This window comes from Micromonospora sp. NPDC049903 (genome assembly GCF_044460945.1).
In the GTDB taxonomy this organism is placed as follows: Bacteria; Actinomycetota; Actinomycetes; order Mycobacteriales; family Micromonosporaceae; genus Micromonospora.
In genome coordinates this window covers 1-16503 of sequence record NZ_JBITKL010000043.1, presented here as the reverse complement: position 1 = coordinate 16503, position 16503 = coordinate 1, and the positions used below count along the sequence as shown (strand labels likewise).

15 protein-coding genes are annotated in these 16503 nt (G+C 70.8%); 9 read left to right on the top strand and 6 right to left on the bottom strand.

Annotation, left to right across the window (positions count from 1 at the left end):
* Positions 1-4: 4 nt before the first annotated feature.
* Positions 5-904, bottom strand: coding sequence for a tryptophan 2,3-dioxygenase (locus tag ACIBO1_RS31210; protein WP_396752743.1), 900 nt, complete (start codon positions 902-904; stop codon positions 5-7).
* 146 nt (positions 905-1050) lie between these two features.
* On the opposite strand from ACIBO1_RS31210, the gene ACIBO1_RS31205 reads away from it, so the two are divergent.
* The 3 genes from ACIBO1_RS31205 to ACIBO1_RS31195 all read left to right on the top strand — a co-directional run bounded on the left by ACIBO1_RS31205 (position 1051) and on the right by ACIBO1_RS31195 (position 2922).
* Positions 1051-1491 carry an Lrp/AsnC family transcriptional regulator gene (locus ACIBO1_RS31205; protein WP_396752741.1) on the top strand — a complete coding sequence of 147 codons (441 nt, stop codon included), beginning with the start codon at positions 1051-1053 and terminating at the stop codon, positions 1489-1491.
* Between the two features lie 72 nt (positions 1492-1563).
* On the top strand, positions 1564-2076 hold the full coding sequence (locus ACIBO1_RS31200) for a hypothetical protein (RefSeq protein ID WP_396752739.1): 513 nt from the start codon (positions 1564-1566) through the stop codon (positions 2074-2076).
* 12 nt (positions 2077-2088) lie between these two features.
* Entirely contained in the window at positions 2089-2922 is an 834-nt protein-coding gene (locus ACIBO1_RS31195) for a class F sortase (RefSeq protein WP_396752737.1), read from the top strand.
* A gap of 188 nt (positions 2923-3110) precedes the next feature.
* Here the strand turns inward: ACIBO1_RS31195 and ACIBO1_RS31190 are convergent, their stop codons facing one another.
* Positions 3111-3644, bottom strand: coding sequence for an HNH endonuclease (locus tag ACIBO1_RS31190; RefSeq protein WP_131056270.1), 534 nt, complete (start codon positions 3642-3644; stop codon positions 3111-3113).
* 246 nt (positions 3645-3890) lie between these two features.
* Here ACIBO1_RS31190 and ACIBO1_RS31185 point away from each other — a divergent pair, with 246 nt between their 5' ends.
* From ACIBO1_RS31185 to ACIBO1_RS31175, 3 genes are all read left to right on the top strand, one after another.
* Positions 3891-4952 (top strand): mechanosensitive ion channel family protein, encoded by a 1062-nt coding sequence (locus ACIBO1_RS31185; RefSeq protein WP_396752735.1) that lies wholly within the window; start codon positions 3891-3893, stop codon positions 4950-4952.
* A 223-nt stretch (positions 4953-5175) separates the two neighbouring features.
* Positions 5176-6531 carry an MFS transporter gene (locus tag ACIBO1_RS31180; protein ID WP_396752733.1) on the top strand — a complete coding sequence of 452 codons (1356 nt, stop codon included), beginning with the start codon at positions 5176-5178 and terminating at the stop codon, positions 6529-6531.
* A gap of 62 nt (positions 6532-6593) precedes the next feature.
* Positions 6594-7019, top strand: a complete 426-nt coding sequence (locus ACIBO1_RS31175) for a globin (RefSeq protein WP_350700259.1) — start codon at positions 6594-6596, stop codon at positions 7017-7019.
* A gap of 61 nt (positions 7020-7080) precedes the next feature.
* Here ACIBO1_RS31175 and ACIBO1_RS31170 read toward each other — a convergent pair whose 3' ends face one another.
* From ACIBO1_RS31170 to ettA, 4 genes are all read right to left on the bottom strand, one after another.
* Positions 7081-7665, bottom strand: a complete 585-nt coding sequence (locus ACIBO1_RS31170; protein WP_396698983.1) for a YbjN domain-containing protein — start codon at positions 7663-7665, stop codon at positions 7081-7083.
* A gap of 131 nt (positions 7666-7796) precedes the next feature.
* A complete protein-coding gene (locus tag ACIBO1_RS31165; protein ID WP_396752730.1) occupies positions 7797-8495 on the bottom strand; it encodes a hypothetical protein in 699 nt (232 codons plus the stop codon).
* Positions 8492-8938: a thioesterase family protein gene (locus ACIBO1_RS31160; protein ID WP_350700255.1), complete on the bottom strand. Its 447-nt coding sequence runs from the start codon at positions 8936-8938 to the stop codon at positions 8492-8494. The genes ACIBO1_RS31165 and ACIBO1_RS31160 overlap by 4 nt, the downstream gene beginning before the upstream one ends.
* 15 nt (positions 8939-8953) lie before the next feature.
* Entirely contained in the window at positions 8954-10630 is a 1677-nt protein-coding gene (gene ettA / locus ACIBO1_RS31155) for an energy-dependent translational throttle protein EttA (protein ID WP_396752728.1), read from the bottom strand.
* A gap of 353 nt (positions 10631-10983) precedes the next feature.
* Here ettA and ACIBO1_RS31150 point away from each other — a divergent pair, with 353 nt between their 5' ends.
* The 3 genes from ACIBO1_RS31150 to ACIBO1_RS31140 all read left to right on the top strand — a co-directional run bounded on the left by ACIBO1_RS31150 (position 10984) and on the right by ACIBO1_RS31140 (position 16374).
* Positions 10984-12384 (top strand): trehalose-6-phosphate synthase, encoded by a 1401-nt coding sequence (locus ACIBO1_RS31150; RefSeq protein WP_396698976.1) that lies wholly within the window; start codon positions 10984-10986, stop codon positions 12382-12384.
* A gap of 41 nt (positions 12385-12425) precedes the next feature.
* Complete coding sequence (otsB, locus tag ACIBO1_RS31145) at positions 12426-14987, top strand: trehalose-phosphatase (RefSeq protein ID WP_396752758.1); 2562 nt, start codon at positions 12426-12428, stop codon at positions 14985-14987.
* An 802-nt stretch (positions 14988-15789) separates the two neighbouring features.
* Entirely contained in the window at positions 15790-16374 is a 585-nt protein-coding gene (locus ACIBO1_RS31140) for a hypothetical protein (protein ID WP_396752726.1), read from the top strand.
* Positions 16375-16503 lie beyond the last annotated feature (129 nt).

Here is a 16503-nt window from a genome sequence, read left to right as displayed (position 1 = left end):
CGCCTCACATCGCGGTACGGGCGGACCACAGCTCGGGGAAGACCACCCGGGCCATGCTGCGTTGCAGCCAGGCCAGCCCGGCGGAGCCGCCGCTGCCGACCTTGGCGCCCATGGTGCGCTGCACCGCCTTGATGTGGTGGTGCCGCCAGTCGCCGAACTGTTCGGCGACCTCGGTCAGCGCCTCACCGAGCATCCGCAGGTGGTTGTCCGGGCCGGAGTCGGCATAGATCCGCACCCAGGCCGCCTCGACGGCGGGGTGCGGCTCGTGCTCGACCGCCACGTCCCGCTCCAGCAGGTCGGCGGGCAGTTCGTGGCCGTGCCGGGCGAGCAGGGCCACCACCTCGTCCCAGACGCTCGGCGTGTCGAGGGCGGCGGTCAGCTCGGCGTGCACCTCGGTCTGCCGGCGGAACGGCCGGATCAGCGCCGGGTCGCGCAGCCCCAGCTGGAACTCCAGGTGGCGGTACATGGCCGACTGGAAGCCCGAGCCCTCGCCGAGCAGGTTGCGGAAGCGGTTGAAGTCGGCCGGGGTCATCCAGCGCAGCCCCCGCCAGGCGGCGTTGAGCCCTTCCAGGTGCAGCGCGGCCCGCCGCAGCGGGGCGAGCGCCTCCCAGACCCGGTCGGTGTGCACCAGCCGGGCGGCGTCGCGCAGTTCGTGGCAGGTCAGGCCGAAGTACAGCTCCATGATCTGGCTGACCATCAGGAACGACATCTCGCCCGGGTCGTCGCTCAGCGGCTGCTGCAACCGGTGCAGCGTGCTGGCCTGCACGTACGCGTCGTACGGCACCCGCTCGGCGAACTCCAGCGTCGGCTCGCCGCCGTTACGCGCGGCGCGGGCCGCGCGCTGGCGGCCGGTGACCGGACGTACCGCCGCCCGGGTACCCGGGCGCAGCTCCGTCTGCTCCATGCGTCCGCTCCTTCCTGGCGTCGGTCCAGACATGATCTCGCGGTCTGATCGCCGGACGGAATGCCTCTTCAACGGCGGTTACGCAGGTCGACCTGCCGAACGAAAGGCACTGGCAGCAGTTCGGTTGCCGGACGTAAGGTCGCCGCGTGGACGAGATGGACTGGGCCCTGCTCCGTGAGCTGCAGGCCGACGCGCGACTGTCGTTCAGCGAGCTGTCCCGGCGGGTGCACCTGTCGCCCCCGGCGGTCGCCGAACGGGTCCGGCGGCTGGAGGAGACCGGCGTGGTCACCGGCTACCACGCCCACGTCGACCTGGCCCGGGCCGGTCGCAACGTGGTGGCGCTGATTCGGATGTCCTGTTACGGCGCCCGGTGCATCCTGCACGTCCCCGAGGTCGCCGACTGGCCGGAGATCCTGGAGATCCACCGGATCACCGGCGACGCGTGCAGCGTGCTGAAGGTCGCGGCCTCCTCGATCGGGGAGTTCGAGGCGGTCATCGACCGACTCGCCCCGTACGGGCAGCCGTCGAGCACGATGGTCCTCTCCACTCCGCTGGGCTGGCAGCCGGTCACCCCGCTGTCGGGTTAGCCGCCCCGGCAGGGGGAATGCGCCGCGGGTCGCCCCAGCAGGACCGGTGCACCGGTGCCGGGAGGGAGGATCATGCGGGGTCTGCTTCCGTACCCGTCGACCATCGTCCGACTGTTCGGCGCGTTCGTCTTGATCGGGGCTTTCGTCCTGGTCGGCGCCGCGCCCGCGCGGGCGGGCGAGAACACCTTCATCGAGGTGACGCCGAACAGCGTGCAGGCCGGCTCCCGGGTGCACCTCAAGGCGAGCTGCGACAACGCCAACAACCGGCAGGCCGAGGTGACCTCGGACGCGTTCCGTCAGGTCTTCCTCCGCCCGGACAACGGCTTCCTCACCGGGGACGTCACCGTGCCGAGCGACAAGCAGGCCGGCGACTACCCGGTCAACCTGCGCTGCGAGAACGGTCAGACGGCCCACACCACGCTGACCGTGCTGAACATGGAGCAGCCCACCAAGGGACCGGCGACCGGTGGCGGCGGCACCGCAGGCGGCGGGACCGGCTCGATGCTGCTACTCGGCGGCGCCGCCACGGTGGCCGCAGTGGTGGTGTTCGGGCTGGTCAGCAGCCGGCGTCGGGCCGGTTCCTGACCCGCTGTCGCGATGAGCGGCCCTCGCGTACCCGCGCCGGAACCCGGTCCGGGCCCACGCCGGACCACCGCCCGTCGGGTGCCTCGCGCCTGGCGACGGGTGGTGGGCACGGCGTGGGGTCGGCTGGGCCGGGTCACCGCGCAGATGGGGTCGGCCAGCGTCAGTACGCCCGACCCGGCGACCCCGCCGCTGCCGCCACGGGGTCGACAGGTCGGCCGGTACCGGCGATTCGGCCGCCCCACTCCCGGGGTGCCGGTCCTGGTGATCGGCGCGCTGATGCTGCTGATCGTCACGATGCTCGGCGTCGAGCGGCTGACCGGGGTGAACCTGCTGCCGGACCGGTTCATCGCCGGGCTGGCCCGTCCGCCGAAGGACTACCCGATGCTGTCGGCGAGCGAGCCGGTCCGCATCGAGATCAGCAAGATCGACCTGACCGCACCGGTGCACAACGTCGGGATCGCGCCGGACGGCAGCGTCGCCGCCCCGCCGGCCGAGCGGGCCCAGGAGGCCGGGTGGTACGACCAGGGCCCGACCCCCGGGCAGTACGGCCCGGCCGTCATCGTGGGGCACGTGGACACCAGCACCGGCCCGGCCGTCTTCCAGGACCTGCGGGAGTTGCGGTCCGGTGACCGGGTCGAGGTGGCCCGCTCCGACGGCTCGGTGGCGGTGTTCGAGGTCGAGCGGGTCGGCCGGTACGACAAGGAGCAGTTGCCGGCGGACGACGTCTTCGGCGACTTCAGCCGGCCCCAGTTGCGGCTGATCACCTGCGGTGGGCGCTGGGTCGGCGGCGAGACCGGCTACGCGGACAACGTGATCGTCTTCGCCTCGCTGGTGCAGGCCCGCTGACCCGCCTGTGGTCGGCCGACATCGGACTTCGCAGGCGGCGCGACTCGGGGACGCCGCTCAGGCGGCACCGGCCTCGGCTCAGGCGGCACCGGCCTCGGCTCAGGCGGCACCGGCCTCGGCTCAGGCGGCACCGGCCGGATGGTTCAGGCGGCTTCGGCCGGGCGCGACTCGGGCTTCGGCCGGGCGGCTCAGGCGGCTTCGGGCTCGCGCAGGTCGAGCCAGTCCGCCCAGCGCGGGTCGGGGGCGCGGTGCCCGAGCACCCGCCAGGCGATCCCGCGCGGCGGGGCCGGCGGGGAGTGCAGCCGCCAGCCCATCTCGGCCGGGGTCTTGTCGCCCTTGCTGTGGTTGCAGCGGGCGCACGCGGCGACCACGTTCTCCCAGGCGTGCCGACCGCCCCGGCTGCGCGGGAAGACGTGGTCGATGGTCTCGGCCGGGCCTCGGCAGTAGGCGCACCGCCAGCCGTCCCGGGCGAAGATCGCCCGCCGGGACAGGCCGACGTGGGTGCGGTACGGCACCCGGACGAACCGGGTGAGCCGGACGACGGAGGGCACCGGGAGCGCATTGCGTGCGCTGTGCAGGATGCCCTCGCCGTCGGCAACACAGACCGCCTTGGCGGAGAGCACGAGGATCGCGGCACGGCGTACCGACACGACACACAGCGGCTCGTAGGTGGCGTTGAGAACCAGCGCGCCGGAGCCCACCGTGGGTCGTATGTCAGGCATCGCGTCACCCTCCCGGTCAAGCGGCAGTCACACTCGCCACCGCCGACCGGTGTCGGACACAGCCCTACACCATGTCGACGCCGGCCGGATCACCGACGTCCGTTGCGCCAATCGTCCCTGATCGGAACCGCGAATGCACGCACTAATCCTGGGTAGCCGGGGCGGCTTTCCGACCGGCCCGGGTCCGGCGTCACCGTCCGGTGGGGCGGCGGTGTACTCGCCGGGCGGTTGCGGTACGAACACAGGGTGATTGTCAGCATCCTTCGTACCGTCGCGCCCACACCGAACCCGGCAGAGCCGGAAACGGACGAGACGCCCAGCCCCGAGTGTCTCGACGAGGTGGTCTGCAACTGGGTCTGGAAGTTCTCCGACTCGGTGTGGTTCGCCGAGGGCAGCTACTGGATCCTGATCAAGCCGCTGCGGATCATCCTGATCCTGCTGCTCGCGATGGCCGCCCGCTGGCTGGTGCACCGCACCATCCGCCGGTTGGTCCGCACCACCAGCGACGCCGGGGTGCCCACCATGCTCCGCCCGCTGCGCGAGCGCATCCCGACCGCCGCCGCCCAACCTGGCGAGTTCGTGCCAGAACGCCGCCGGCAACGCGCCGAGGCGATCGGCTCGGTGCTGCGCAGCATCAGCACGGCGTTCATCTACGGCATCGCGGTGCTGATGGTGCTCAAGGAGTTCAGCTTCGAGCTGGCACCGCTGCTGGCCAGCGCGGGCATCGCCGGCGTGGCACTCGGCTTCGGCGCGCAGAGCCTGGTGAAGGACCTGCTCGCCGGACTCTTCATGCTGCTGGAGGACCAGTACGGGGTCGGCGACAACGTCGACCTGGGTGAGGCGAGCGGTGTGGTCGAGGCGGTCGGGTTGCGCGTCACCACCGTGCGTGACGGCCGGGGTGTGCTCTGGTACATCCGCAACGGCGAGATCGTCCGGGTCGGCAACAAGAGCCAGGGCTGGGCGTTGGTGGTGGTGGACCTGCCGATCGGTTTCGCCGGCACCGAGGAGGCCATGGCGGTGCTGCGGACCGCCGCCGCCTCGGTCGCGGTCGACCCGGACCTGGCCCAGTCGATCGTGGAGCCGCCGGACGTACTCGGCGTCGAGCAGGTGACGGTGGAGGGCACGGTCATCCGCACGGTGGCCAAGACCACCGCCGAGGGGCAGTTCGCCGTCGGCCGGGAACTGCGTCGCCGGCTCGCCGAGGCGCTGGAGAACTCCGGCATCACGGCACGGATCGCGGCGGGCCGGTTCCTTCCCGGGCTACCTACTCGTTCCGATAGTGAGACCGGTCAGGGGGGTGCCACCTGAGCCGGGCGACGGGGGTCGCGGCCGAGTGGCCCCTCGGGTATCGTCCGTTCGTTCAGTCGGGGATGCGACCGTCCACCCGTTCGCCCTAGCCAGTTGTCAGACGATCGGGCAGAATCCGGTTCACGCGCTACCAAGCGCGGTCACGTCCTCGCTGATCCGACAGATCTGACGATGGTTCCGGGACAGCCATCACGAGTGGCCGGCCACCGGGACGATGGAGGCGATGGTGTCCGACGAGCGACCTTCTCCGGAAGGGCCGGCCACCTTCCGTGAAGTTTTCGCCCAGAGTGAGTACCGCGCCGTCTTCGCGGCCAACACGCTGACCTGGATCGGCGACTACGTCGCCAAGGCGGCGGTCACCCTCCTGGTCTATCGGACGACCCAGTCCGTCGCGCTCTCCGCCGCCGCCTTCGCGGTGAGCTACCTGCCGTGGCTGATCGGCGGGCCGCTGCTGGCCACCGTCGCCGAGCGACACCGGTACCGGCAGGTGATGGTCATCTGCGACGTCATCCGCATGTCGCTGATGCTGCTCATCGCCATCCCGGGCATCCCGGTGCCGGTGATCCTGGCGTTGCTGTTCGCCACCACCCTGGCCAACCCGCCGAGTCAGGCCGCCCGGTCCGCGTTGATGCCGCTGATCCTGCCCGGCGACCGGCTCGTCGTGGGGCTCTCCATCAACGCCAGCGTGGGGCAGGCCGCCCAGGTGGTCGGCTATCTGCTCGGCGCCGTCGTGGCGACGGTGAGCCCGACCGCCGCGCTGCTGATGAACGCGGTCGCCTTCGCGCTCTCCGCGCTGCTCGTCCGCTTCGGCGTCCGCGACCGGGCACCGGCGATGAGCACCGCCCACCGCAGTCACCTGTTGCGCGAGACCGCCGACGGGTTCCGGATCGTCTTCCGTACGCCGGTGTTGCGGGCGATCGCCGTCCTGGTCTTCAGCGCCATGCTCTTCTCGATCGTGCCCGAGGGGCTCGCCGCCGCCTGGGCGAACGAGAGCGCGGGCGGGATGAACACCGGCCTCGCACAGGCCGTGATCATGGCCTCGCACCCGCTCGGCTTCATCCTCGGCGGTCTGCTGATCGCGCGGCTCGTCGGGCCGGCCCGTCGGCTGGCCCTGATGCGACCGCTGGCCGTCTTCGCGCCGCTGGCCCTGGTGCCCTCGCTGCTCGACCCCTCACCGGTGATGGTGGCCCTGCTCGCCGCCGTCTCCGGATTCGCGGTCGCCGGCATGCTGCCGGTGGCCAACGGACTCTTCGTGCAGGCCCTGCCGGACGGCTTCCGGGCCCGGGCCTTCGGCGTGATGGCCACCGGCGTACAGGTGATCCAGGGCGCGGCGGTGCTGGTGACCGGGTTGCTCGCCGAGCGCTTCCCAATCCCCGTCGTGGTCGGGGTCTGGAGTATCGCGGGGGTGCTGCTGATGTCGATCGTGGCGCTCCGCTGGCCCGACCACCGGACGGTGGCCGCCTCCGTCGAGGCGGCCCGGCGCGCCGGTGCCGAATCCGCTCAGGGCGATGCCGGCGGGTCCGAGGTGCCGGGCTCCGAGCAGGTGGGTCCGGGCCGGCCACAGCACGCGGTGAGCTGAACCACCCTCGGCGGGCCGTCCCGGTCGGGCCGTCGGTCGATGGCGCCTGGCAGGATGGAACGGTGAATCCCGCAGGTGAGTCCGAGCGCAACGGCGAGACGGTCACGCTCTTCGAGGCCGTCGGCGGCGAGCCCACGTTCCGCAAACTGGTCGACGAGTTCTACGCCGGTATCGCCACAGATCCGCTGCTACGACCGATGTACCCGGAGGACCTGGGCCCGGCCTCCGACCGGATGAGGCTGTTCCTCATGCAGTACTGGGGCGGCCCGAACACCTATTCCTCGCAGCGGGGGCACCCCCGGCTGCGGATGCGGCACGCGCCGTTCCGGATCGGCGCGGCCGAGCGCGACGCCTGGTTGCGGCACATGCGCCGGGCGGTCGAGCGCCTCGACCTACCGCCGACGATCGAGACCGAGCTCTGGAACTACCTGGAGCGGGCGGCCCTCTTCATGGTCAACACGATGGAGGATCCGGCCGCCCCCGCGTGAGGCACCGCCGGACCCTCCGGGGCGCGCCCGCCACCTACGCGGCGGGCCGCACCCGTCAGGGTCAGAGCAGCGCGCCCTCGTCGTGCAGCCAGTCGACGAAGCTGGTGGCCACCGCCGCCCCGCAGTCGAGCAACTCGACCAGGAGGGCGTCGTGGGCCCCTGCGGCGAGCGGCACCTGCAACTCGGCGTAGATCGGCAACTGGCCGCGTTCGGTGGCGTCACCCACGTACGCCTTGCAGAAGCGCCGGGTGTGGTTCCACTCGTTGACCACCCGGTAGGCCCGGTCCGCCCAGTCCGGCGGCACGGTCGCGTGCGGCCTAGCCCGGAGCACGAGGATCTCGTCCTCCGGCCCTTCCAGCGTGACCAGCACCGCGTGCCGCTCCCACATGGCCAACAGGTTGCCGTCACCGTCGGCGAGATAGCGCACGTCGAGCAGATCGAGCGCGTCGCAGACCCGGCCCAGGGTGACCGGTTCGACGGTTGCCGGCATGTCGGCGATCAACGGATGCTCCCCGCCCGACCGGTCGTCCCCCGGTCGGCGGGGCGGAGGCGGCCCGACCCGGACCGTGCCTTCCACCGTGATCCTGCTTCGAGTTTCCGGGTCACCGCCACTGGCGGGACCGGGGCGCCATGACCACCACGGCATCGCTCGCGCACCTCACTCCCCAGCGGATCCAGTCGCCTACGGTGGGTTGGATCCGAGGATGGACGGTACCCGGACAGCCGGAACGAAGCACCCCCCCAACGGCAGCCCCAGCCCAGAAGGATGAACCAGGGTCATCCGTTCGCATGAGCCACGGAGGGCCGTACGACAAGATCCGTGGCCTTCTGCGACCAAACAGCTCCATACGGTCCCACCAGCCCGACCCATCGGCCAGCCGCCCGGACCTGGACCGCGCCCGATTCCGGCGAATCCCCGGCAGGACCTAGGAAACCCATCCGAACCAGACCCTGCACCAATCGCTGGGTCACCTCCACCGGACGGCCAGGCTCGTCGTCCGGCGTCACCACCACCGCCACGTGGTCCAGCAGGGCGTCGCGCAGTGCCCGCTGCCCGACCGCCCGACCGGCCACCCCGTGCGCGGCGGCCTCGCGCAGGGTGCCCGCCGCCGCCGAGGCGAGCCGGCGAAGCTCCCCGCCCGGCAGCGTCTCCACCCACCGGCTCCCGGCCGGCGGCAACGCCCAGCGCCACTGCGCGTCCTGGCGTGCGGGCAGCGCGGTCCCCCCGGCCGCCAGTTCGGCCAGCAGGCTCCCGGCAGCCACCGTGACGTCCCCGGCGCCCGGACCGGCCACCGTGCGCGCCGCCAGGACGCCCCACGGCAGCCGGGCCCAGAGCGAGGTACGGCCCGGTGCGCCGGCGTGCCGCAACCGGACCAGGGCGGCGCGCTCCAACCGCACCAGCCGGGACAGGAACGCCCCGGCGTCGGCGACGTCGGCGATCCCGTGCCCGGTGCCGCCGCCCTGTGGTCCGGTCACGGTGTCCCGCCATCGAGGGCGTACCCGAGCAGGAAGGCCCGTTCCTGCTCGGTCAGTCGGCGAGCGGCCTGCTGGGCCAGGTCGAACGGCACCAGCACCGAACGCGCCCGGCTGACCAGCAGGTCACCGTCGTACATCTCGTAGCCGATGGTGAAGGAGGCGGCCCGGATCTGCTCCACCCAGAGGTCGATCCGCACCGTGGGCGCGCCCTCGGCGGTGGCGCGGTGCAGGGCGAAGTCGACCGGGCGCAGGTAGTCGATCTCGTGCCGACGGATCACCACGCCGTTGGTGAACGAGTCGATCCCCTGGGCCTGGGCGCCGGCGAACATCAACGCCACCCGGGCCTCCTCGTAGAGCGTGAGGAAGCGGGCGTTGTTGACGTGACCGTACGCGTCCTGGTCGGACCAGCGCAGGGTGCAGTGATAGACGAACCGGTCAGCCACGACGATCCGCCCCGCTCAGTCGCGGGTCAACTTGCGGTAGGTCACCCGGTGCGGCCGGGCCGCCTCGGCGCCGAGCCGGTCGACCTTGTTCTTCTCGTACGCCTCGAAGTTGCCCTCGAACCAGAACCATTTGGCCGGGTTCTCGTCGTCGCCCTCCCAGGCCAGGATGTGCGTGGCGACCCGGTCCAGGAACATCCGGTCGTGGGAGATCACCACGGCGCAGCCGGGGAACTCCAGCAGCGCGTTCTCCAGGCTGGACAGCGTCTCCACGTCCAGGTCGTTGGTCGGCTCGTCGAGCAGGATCACGTTCCCGCCGATCTTGAGCGTGAGCGCCAGGTTGAGCCGGTTGCGCTCGCCGCCGGAGAGCACCTTGGTCGGCTTCTGCTGGTCCGGCCCCTTGAAGCCGAACGCGGCGATGTACGCCCGGGACGGCATCTCGACCTTGCCCACCATGAGGTGGTCCAGCCCGTCGGAGACGACCTCCCAGACCGACTTGTCACCGGCCAGGCCCTGCCGGTTCTGGTCGACGTACGACAGCGAGACGGTGTCGCCGACCTTGACCGAGCCGTCGGTCGGCTGCTCCAGCCCGACGATGGTCTTGAACAGCGTGGTCTTGCCGACGCCGTTCGGGCCGATGATGCCGACGATGCCGTTGCGCGGCAGCGAGAACGACAGGTTGTCGATGAGTACCCGGTCGCCGAAGCCCTTGGTCAGGTTGTGCGCCTCGATGACGGTGTTGCCCAGACGCGGACCCGGCGGAATCTGGATCTCCTCGAAGTCCAGCTTGCGGGTCTTCTCCGCCTCGGCGGCCATCTCGTCGTACCGGTCGAGCCGGGCCTTGGACTTGGTCTGCCGCGCCTTGGCGTTGGAGCGGACCCACTCCAGCTCCTCCGTGAGGCGCTTCTTCATCTTGGCGTCGCGGCGTCCCTCGACGGCGAGCCGCGCGGCCTTCTTCTCCAGGTACGTGGAGTAGTTGCCCTCGTAGCCGACGGCCCGGCCCCGGTCCAGCTCCAGGATCCAGCCGGCCACGTTGTCCAGGAAGTACCGGTCGTGGGTGATCGCCAGCACGGTGCCGGCGTACTTGGCCAGGTGCTGCTCCAGCCACTGCACGCTCTCCGCGTCCAGGTGGTTGGTGGGCTCGTCGAGCAGCAGCAGGTCGGGCGCCTCCAGCAGCAGCTTGCAGAGCGCGACCCGGCGGCGCTCACCACCGGAGAGCTGGGTGACGTCGGCGTCCGGCGGCGGGCAGCGCAGCGCGTCCATGGCCAGTTCGAGCTTGGAGTCGATGTCCCAGGCGTCGGCGTGGTCCAGCTCCTCCTGGAGCCGGCCCATCTCCTCCATCAGCTCGTCGGAGTAGTCGGTCGCCATCTGCTCGGCGATCTTGTTGAACCGCTCCAGCTTGGCCTTGGTGTCCGCGACCGCCTCCTCGATGTTGCCGAGGACGGTCTTCGCGTCGTTGAGCGGCGGCTCCTGGGCCAGCAGCCCGACGGTGTAGCCGGGCATCAGCCGGGCCTCGCCGTTGCTCGGCCGGTCCAGCCCTGCCATGATCTTGAGGAGGCTGGACTTACCGGCGCCGTTCGGGCCGACCACACCGATCTTGGCCCCCGGCAGGAAGCTCAGCGTCACGTTGTCGAGCACGACCTTGTCGCCGTGCGCCTTGCGCGCCTTTTCCAGGACGTAGATGTACTGGGCCACGGTACGGGCTACCCTCCGTCGGTGGTGATCGCCGAATGTCGTGTGGTGCAGGTGCGGGCCGGTTGACCGCCCGCCGCCGGCCGGAAGCCGGCCGCGCGCACGCCATCGTCAATCCTGACAGGTACGCCGCCCCGCGCCCACATCGCCCCGCCCGGCGCTGCCGGGCAGGCCACCGGGCCGACGCGCAGCAGCCCAGGGTGTCGGGGCAGGCGGCGGGCCATGTCACCATGATCACGTTCACGGTTGACGGAGTCTGGGAAGGGTAGGTGACTCCGGCACGGGGGAACAGACGCCGCAGCTACGCTCAGTACGCTCATCGCGGTGGACCCGTCAGCACCCGGAGGTGGCCGATCGTGACCGTCCGTAGCTCCTTTGTCGTAGTGGCGAATCGACTGCCGGTCGACGAGGTGAGCACACCCGAGGGCCGGCAGTGGCGACGCAGCCCGGGCGGGCTGGTCACCGCCCTGCATCCCGTCCTCGCCGAGCATCAGGGCACCTGGGTCGGCTGGGCCGGCGGCACCGGCGCGGCCCCCGAACCGTTCGACCTGGAGGGCATCCGCCTGCACCCGGTGCCGTTGAGCGCCGAGGAGCTGGAGCGCTACTACGAGGGCCAGTCCAACGCCACCATCTGGCCGCTCTATCACGACGCCGTCGAGACGCCCGCCTACAAGCGACGCTGGCGCGAGGCGTACCGGCTGGTCAACGCCCGCTTCGCGGAGGCCGCGGCAGAGGTCGCGGCCGAGGGTGCGACGGTGTGGGTGCAGGACTACCAACTCCAGTTGGTGCCGGCCATGCTCCGGGAGCTTCGCCCCGACCTGCGGATCGGGTTCTTCCTGCACATCCCGTTCCCGCCGATCGAGCTGTTCATGCAGATGCCGTTCCGCACCGAGATCCTGCGCGGACTGCTCGGCGCCGACCTGGTCGGGTTCCAGCAGCGGCTGGCCGCGCAGAACTTCGTCCGGCTGGCCCGCCACCTGCTCGGCCTGCGCTACGAGGGCCAGATGATCCAGGTGGACGGTCGGCAGGTCAAGGCCGGCGCTTTCCCCATCTCCATCGACACCAAGGAGATGGAGCGGTTGGCCGCCGACCCGGCGATCCAGGCCCGGGCCAAGGAGATCCGCGAGGAGCTGGGCAATCCCAAGACGATCATCCTCGGCGTGGACCGGCTCGACTACACCAAGGGCATCGAACTACGCCTCAAGGCCTTCCGCGAGCTACTCGCTGACGGAAAGTTGACAGTCCCGGACGCCGTTATGGTGCAGGTCGCTACGCCGAGCCGCGAACGGGTCGAGCACTACCAGGCACTTCGCGTCAAGGTCGAGCGCGAGGTTGGTCGGATTAATGGCGAATTTGGGCGGGTCGGTGTGCCGGCGGTGCATTATCTGCATCAGTCGTACAGTCGGACCGAACTGGCTGCGATGTACGCCGCCGCTGACGTGATGATGGTGACTCCACTGCGAGACGGTATGAACCTCGTGGCCAAGGAGTATGTCGCGTCGAGGGCGGACCACGGGGGCGCGCTCGTACTCAGTGAGTTCGCCGGCGCAGCCACCGAGCTGCGTCAGGCGTTCCTGTGCAACCCGCACGACCCCGACGCAGTCAAGGACGCTCTGCTACGGGCCGTGCATGTGGAGAAGCCGGAGGCTCGTCGCCGTATGCGGACTATGCAACGCCATCTGCGCACCCACGACGTGGGGCACTGGGCAAAGTCCTTCCTCACCGAACTAGGTGTGCCTGACATGGAGGCGGCGTGAACGCCGGCTCAAACGAGATCATCACCCCGGCGGCGGGCACCATGGACCCGGAGCTCCGGTCCGCCATCGGCCGGATCGCCCGGGTCCCCCAGCTCCTGGTCGCCTGCGACTACGACGGCACCCTCGCCCCCATCGTGGAGGACCCGAGCAAGGCCGTACCCCTGCCGGAGTCGGTGGCGGCGGTGCGTGCCCTGGCCGCGTTGCCGCAGACCACCGTGGCCGTCGTCTCCGGGCGCGCGCTGCGCGACCTGGCCGCGCTCTCCCGGCTGCCCAGCGAGGTCCACCTGGTCGGCAGCCACGGCTCCGAGTTCGACATCGGGTTCGTCGAGCGGCTCTCCCCCGAGCTGATCGCGGTCCGCACCCGGCTGCGGGACGCGCTGCGCGAGATCGCCGCGGACCATCCGGGCGTACGCCTGGAACGCAAACCCGCGAGCGTCGCGGTGCACACCCGTGGGGTGGCCCCCGAGATCGCCGGCGCGGCCATCGAGGCGGTCCGCAACGGCCCCGCCACCTGGCCGGACGTGACGGTCACGCAGGGCAAGGAGGTGATCGAGCTGTCCGTGGTGGCCACCCACAAGGGCACCGCGGTCGACCAGCTCCGCACCCAGCTCTCCGCCAGCGCGGTGCTCTTCATCGGCGACGACATCACCGACGAGAACGCCTTCGGCAACCTGCACGGCCCCGACGTCGGCATCAAGATCGGGCCCGGCGAGACCAAGGCCGGCTACCGGGTGGACGAGCCGATCGAGGCCGCCCGCGCGCTCGGACTGCTCCTGGAGACCCGACGACACTGGCTGTTCGGCGAGCGGGCGGTGCCGATCGAGCGGCACTCGATGCTGGCCAACGGCCGTACGGTCGCTCTGCTCACGCCGGACGCCAAGGTCTCCTGGCTGTGCAACCCCAAGCCCGACTCGGCGGCGATCTTCGCCGACCTGGTCGGCGGCAGCCCGGCCGGTCACTTCAGCGTCGCCCCCGAACGCGGCGGCATCCCGCTGGGCCAGCGCTACCGGTCCGGCACCATGACCGTGGAGACCCGCTGGTCCGGGCTGACCGTCACCGACTGGCTCGACAGGCCCGACCCCAAGGCCACGCCGGACGGTCCCGCGATCATCTCCGGTGACTCGACCCTGATCCGGGTGCTGGCCGGCACCGGCCGGGTCCGTGTGGAGTTCGCCCCCCGGCCCGAGTTCGCGCAGGTCGCCGTCCAGCTCCAGCCGGTCGGCGACGGCCTGCTGGTGCTCGGTTCCAACGAACCCATCGCGCTCTACTCCCCCGGCGTGCAGTGGGAGGTCGGCAACGACGGCGGGTACGAGACCGCCAAGGCGGTGGTCGACCTCTCGGCGCTCGGCGGTCAGGTCGTGCTGGAGCTGCGGTTCGGTACGCACAGCCTGGAACACCACCGGCTGCCGATCCACGAACGGCAGGCCGCCGCGGAACGCCCCTGGAAGGACTGGGTCGCCTCGCTGCGGTTGCCGACCACCGCACGGGACCTGGTCGCCCGTAGCGCGCTCACGCTACGCGGGCTCTGCCACGAGGCGACCGGCTCGATCCTCGCCGCCGCGACCACCTCGCTCCCCGAGGAGCTGGGCGGCGTCCGCAACTGGGACTACCGCTACTGCTGGCTGCGCGACGCCGCGATGACCGCCCGCGCACTGGTCGACCTCGGCTCGATCACCGAGGCCGAGGCGTTCCTGCGCTGGGTGGACGGTTGCGTCGAGCGCACCGGCGGACACCCCGAGCGGCTGCACCCGCTCTACACCGTCGACGGGTACGAACTGGGCGCGGAAGCCGTCATCGACACGCTGCCCGGCTACGCCGGCTCCCGGCCGGTACGCGTCGGCAACCTCGCCAACCACCAGCTCCAGCTCGACGTGTTCGGCCCGATCGCCGACCTGATCGCCGCCACCGCCGACGCCCGAGGGTCGGTCCGCCCCGAGGAGTGGCGGGTACTGGAGAACATGGTCGAGGCGGTCCGTCGCCGCTGGCACGAGCCGGACCACGGCATCTGGGAGGCGCGTCTGCCTCCCCGGCACCACATCTTCTCGAAGGTGATGTGCTGGATGACCGTCGACCGGGCGCTGCACGTCACCCGTCAGCACGGCGGAGAGGACCGCGCCGAGTGGGTGGAGCTGCGCGACCGGATCGGCGCCAACGTCCTCGAACACGGCTGGCACGAGCACGCCGAGGCGTACAGCGTCGCGTACGGCGACGAGGACATGGACGCCTCCTCGCTGTGGATCGGGCTGTCCGGGCTGCTGCCCGGCGACGACCCCCGCTTCCTCTCCACCGTGCTCAAGATCGAGGCGGACCTCCGTAGCGGCCCGGTCGTCTACCGCTACCACTGGGACGACGGCCTGCCGGGGCGGGAGGGCGGCTTCCACATCTGCACGTCCTGGCTGATCGAGGCGTACCTGCGCACCGGTCGGCGTACCGACGCCGAGGAACTCTTCCTCCAGATGATCGACACCGCGGGCCCGACCGGACTGCTCCCCGAGCAGTACGACCCGCTCGCCGAACGCGGCCTGGGCAACCACCCCCAGGCGTACAGCCACCTCGGCGTGATCCGCTGCGCACTGCTGCTGGACAACATGCTCAAGCAGTAGCCCCTCGTACACCCGGAGCGGCCGGAGACCCCCAGGTCCCCGGCCGCTCCGCCGTCTCTCTTCCCCCAGGCTCCCGCCCTCCCCGCCTGCTCCCCGCCCTCCCCTTCCCTCTCCTCTCCTTCCCTTCCCGACAATCCTCCACATATCGCCCACCAGGCCCTCCCGGGGATATCGTTGATCAAGAAGTTTTGGTCCGGATCCGCCGCCCATCCGGACCAAAACTCCTTGATCAACGGGGCGATCTTGGGAGCGACGGACCTTGGGGGCGCCGTCACGTGGTGGCCGGGGCAGCCTCGCGTGCGGCCTTTCGGGCGCGTGGTCGGTGTTCGGCAAGAGAACTTGCGAGCTGCGAGACACCTGGGCGGTCGGACAGGACAGGCATCGACCGCTTGGCGATGTGACGGCCAGCAGGAGATGGGGTTTTGGGTGACCGTGAGTCGAATGTTCGGTTTTGGGCGTATGTGAGTCGGCGCTGGGCGGAATCGGGGTCGGGTCGGTGGCGTTGTAATCGGGTGGCTGACCGAGGAGTACCCCGCGCCCTGGCAGGTGGCCGGCTGATGTCGGAATGACCTGGGCCGGTCAGTCGTTATACCTGGTCCCGGCGCCGCGAGGGCTCGCGGATATCCCCGGGAATGATGCGGCCGGGTCGGTGGTTGTGATCCCGACGCCGCAAGGACCGGGCCCGTTGACCCCCTGCGGGCCTCGGCGTTTCTTCTCTTGTCTTCTTGGCGCCTGACGGCGTTCGCGTCGCCTGTCCGTCCCCCTTGGACTGGTGGCGTCTACCCCCGAATGGAGCTGTCTCATGAACTCGAAGCTGCTGCGTAAGAGTGTTCTCGGTGTTGCTGGTCTGGCCTTCGCTGGTGGTGTGTTCGCCGGCCCGATCGCGCAGGCTGACGCCACCCCCGTCACCACCTCGCCCGTTGCGGTGCAGGCGGACAAGCCCGACACGGGCACGTTGATTCCGCATGGTGTGCAGGGTGCCCAGTCGCGCATCGATCTGGACGACGAGCAGGTCGCCAACGCCAAGGCGATCATCGCCGCGACGAAGAAGGCCGGCATGGACGAGCGTGCCGCGGTCATCGCGATCGGTACGGCGTTTCAGGAGTCGAAGCTGGAGAACCTGGGTCACTTGGGTGACCGTAACGATCACGACTCGCAGGGTCTGTTCCAGCAGCGCCCGTCGTCGGGTTGGGGCACGGTCGAGCAGATCACCGACCCCGAGTACTCCACCCTCGCGTTCCTCAAGGGCCTCAAGCAGGTCGACGGGTGGCAGGACATGCCCCTGACCGTGGCCGCGCAGACGGTGCAGGTGTCGGCGTTCCCCGACCACTACGCCCAGTGGGAGCAGCAGGCCGCTGACCTGGTCGCCGCACACTGGAACAGCTGACCCGCAACGAACGATCGGACTTTCCTCGAATGAGGGGGAGCAAGAACGCCGCCGGCCGGCACCCCGCAACCTTGGGGTGCCGGCCGGCGGCGTCTGCGTCTGCGATGGGGGGAGATGTTAGGAGGGGTC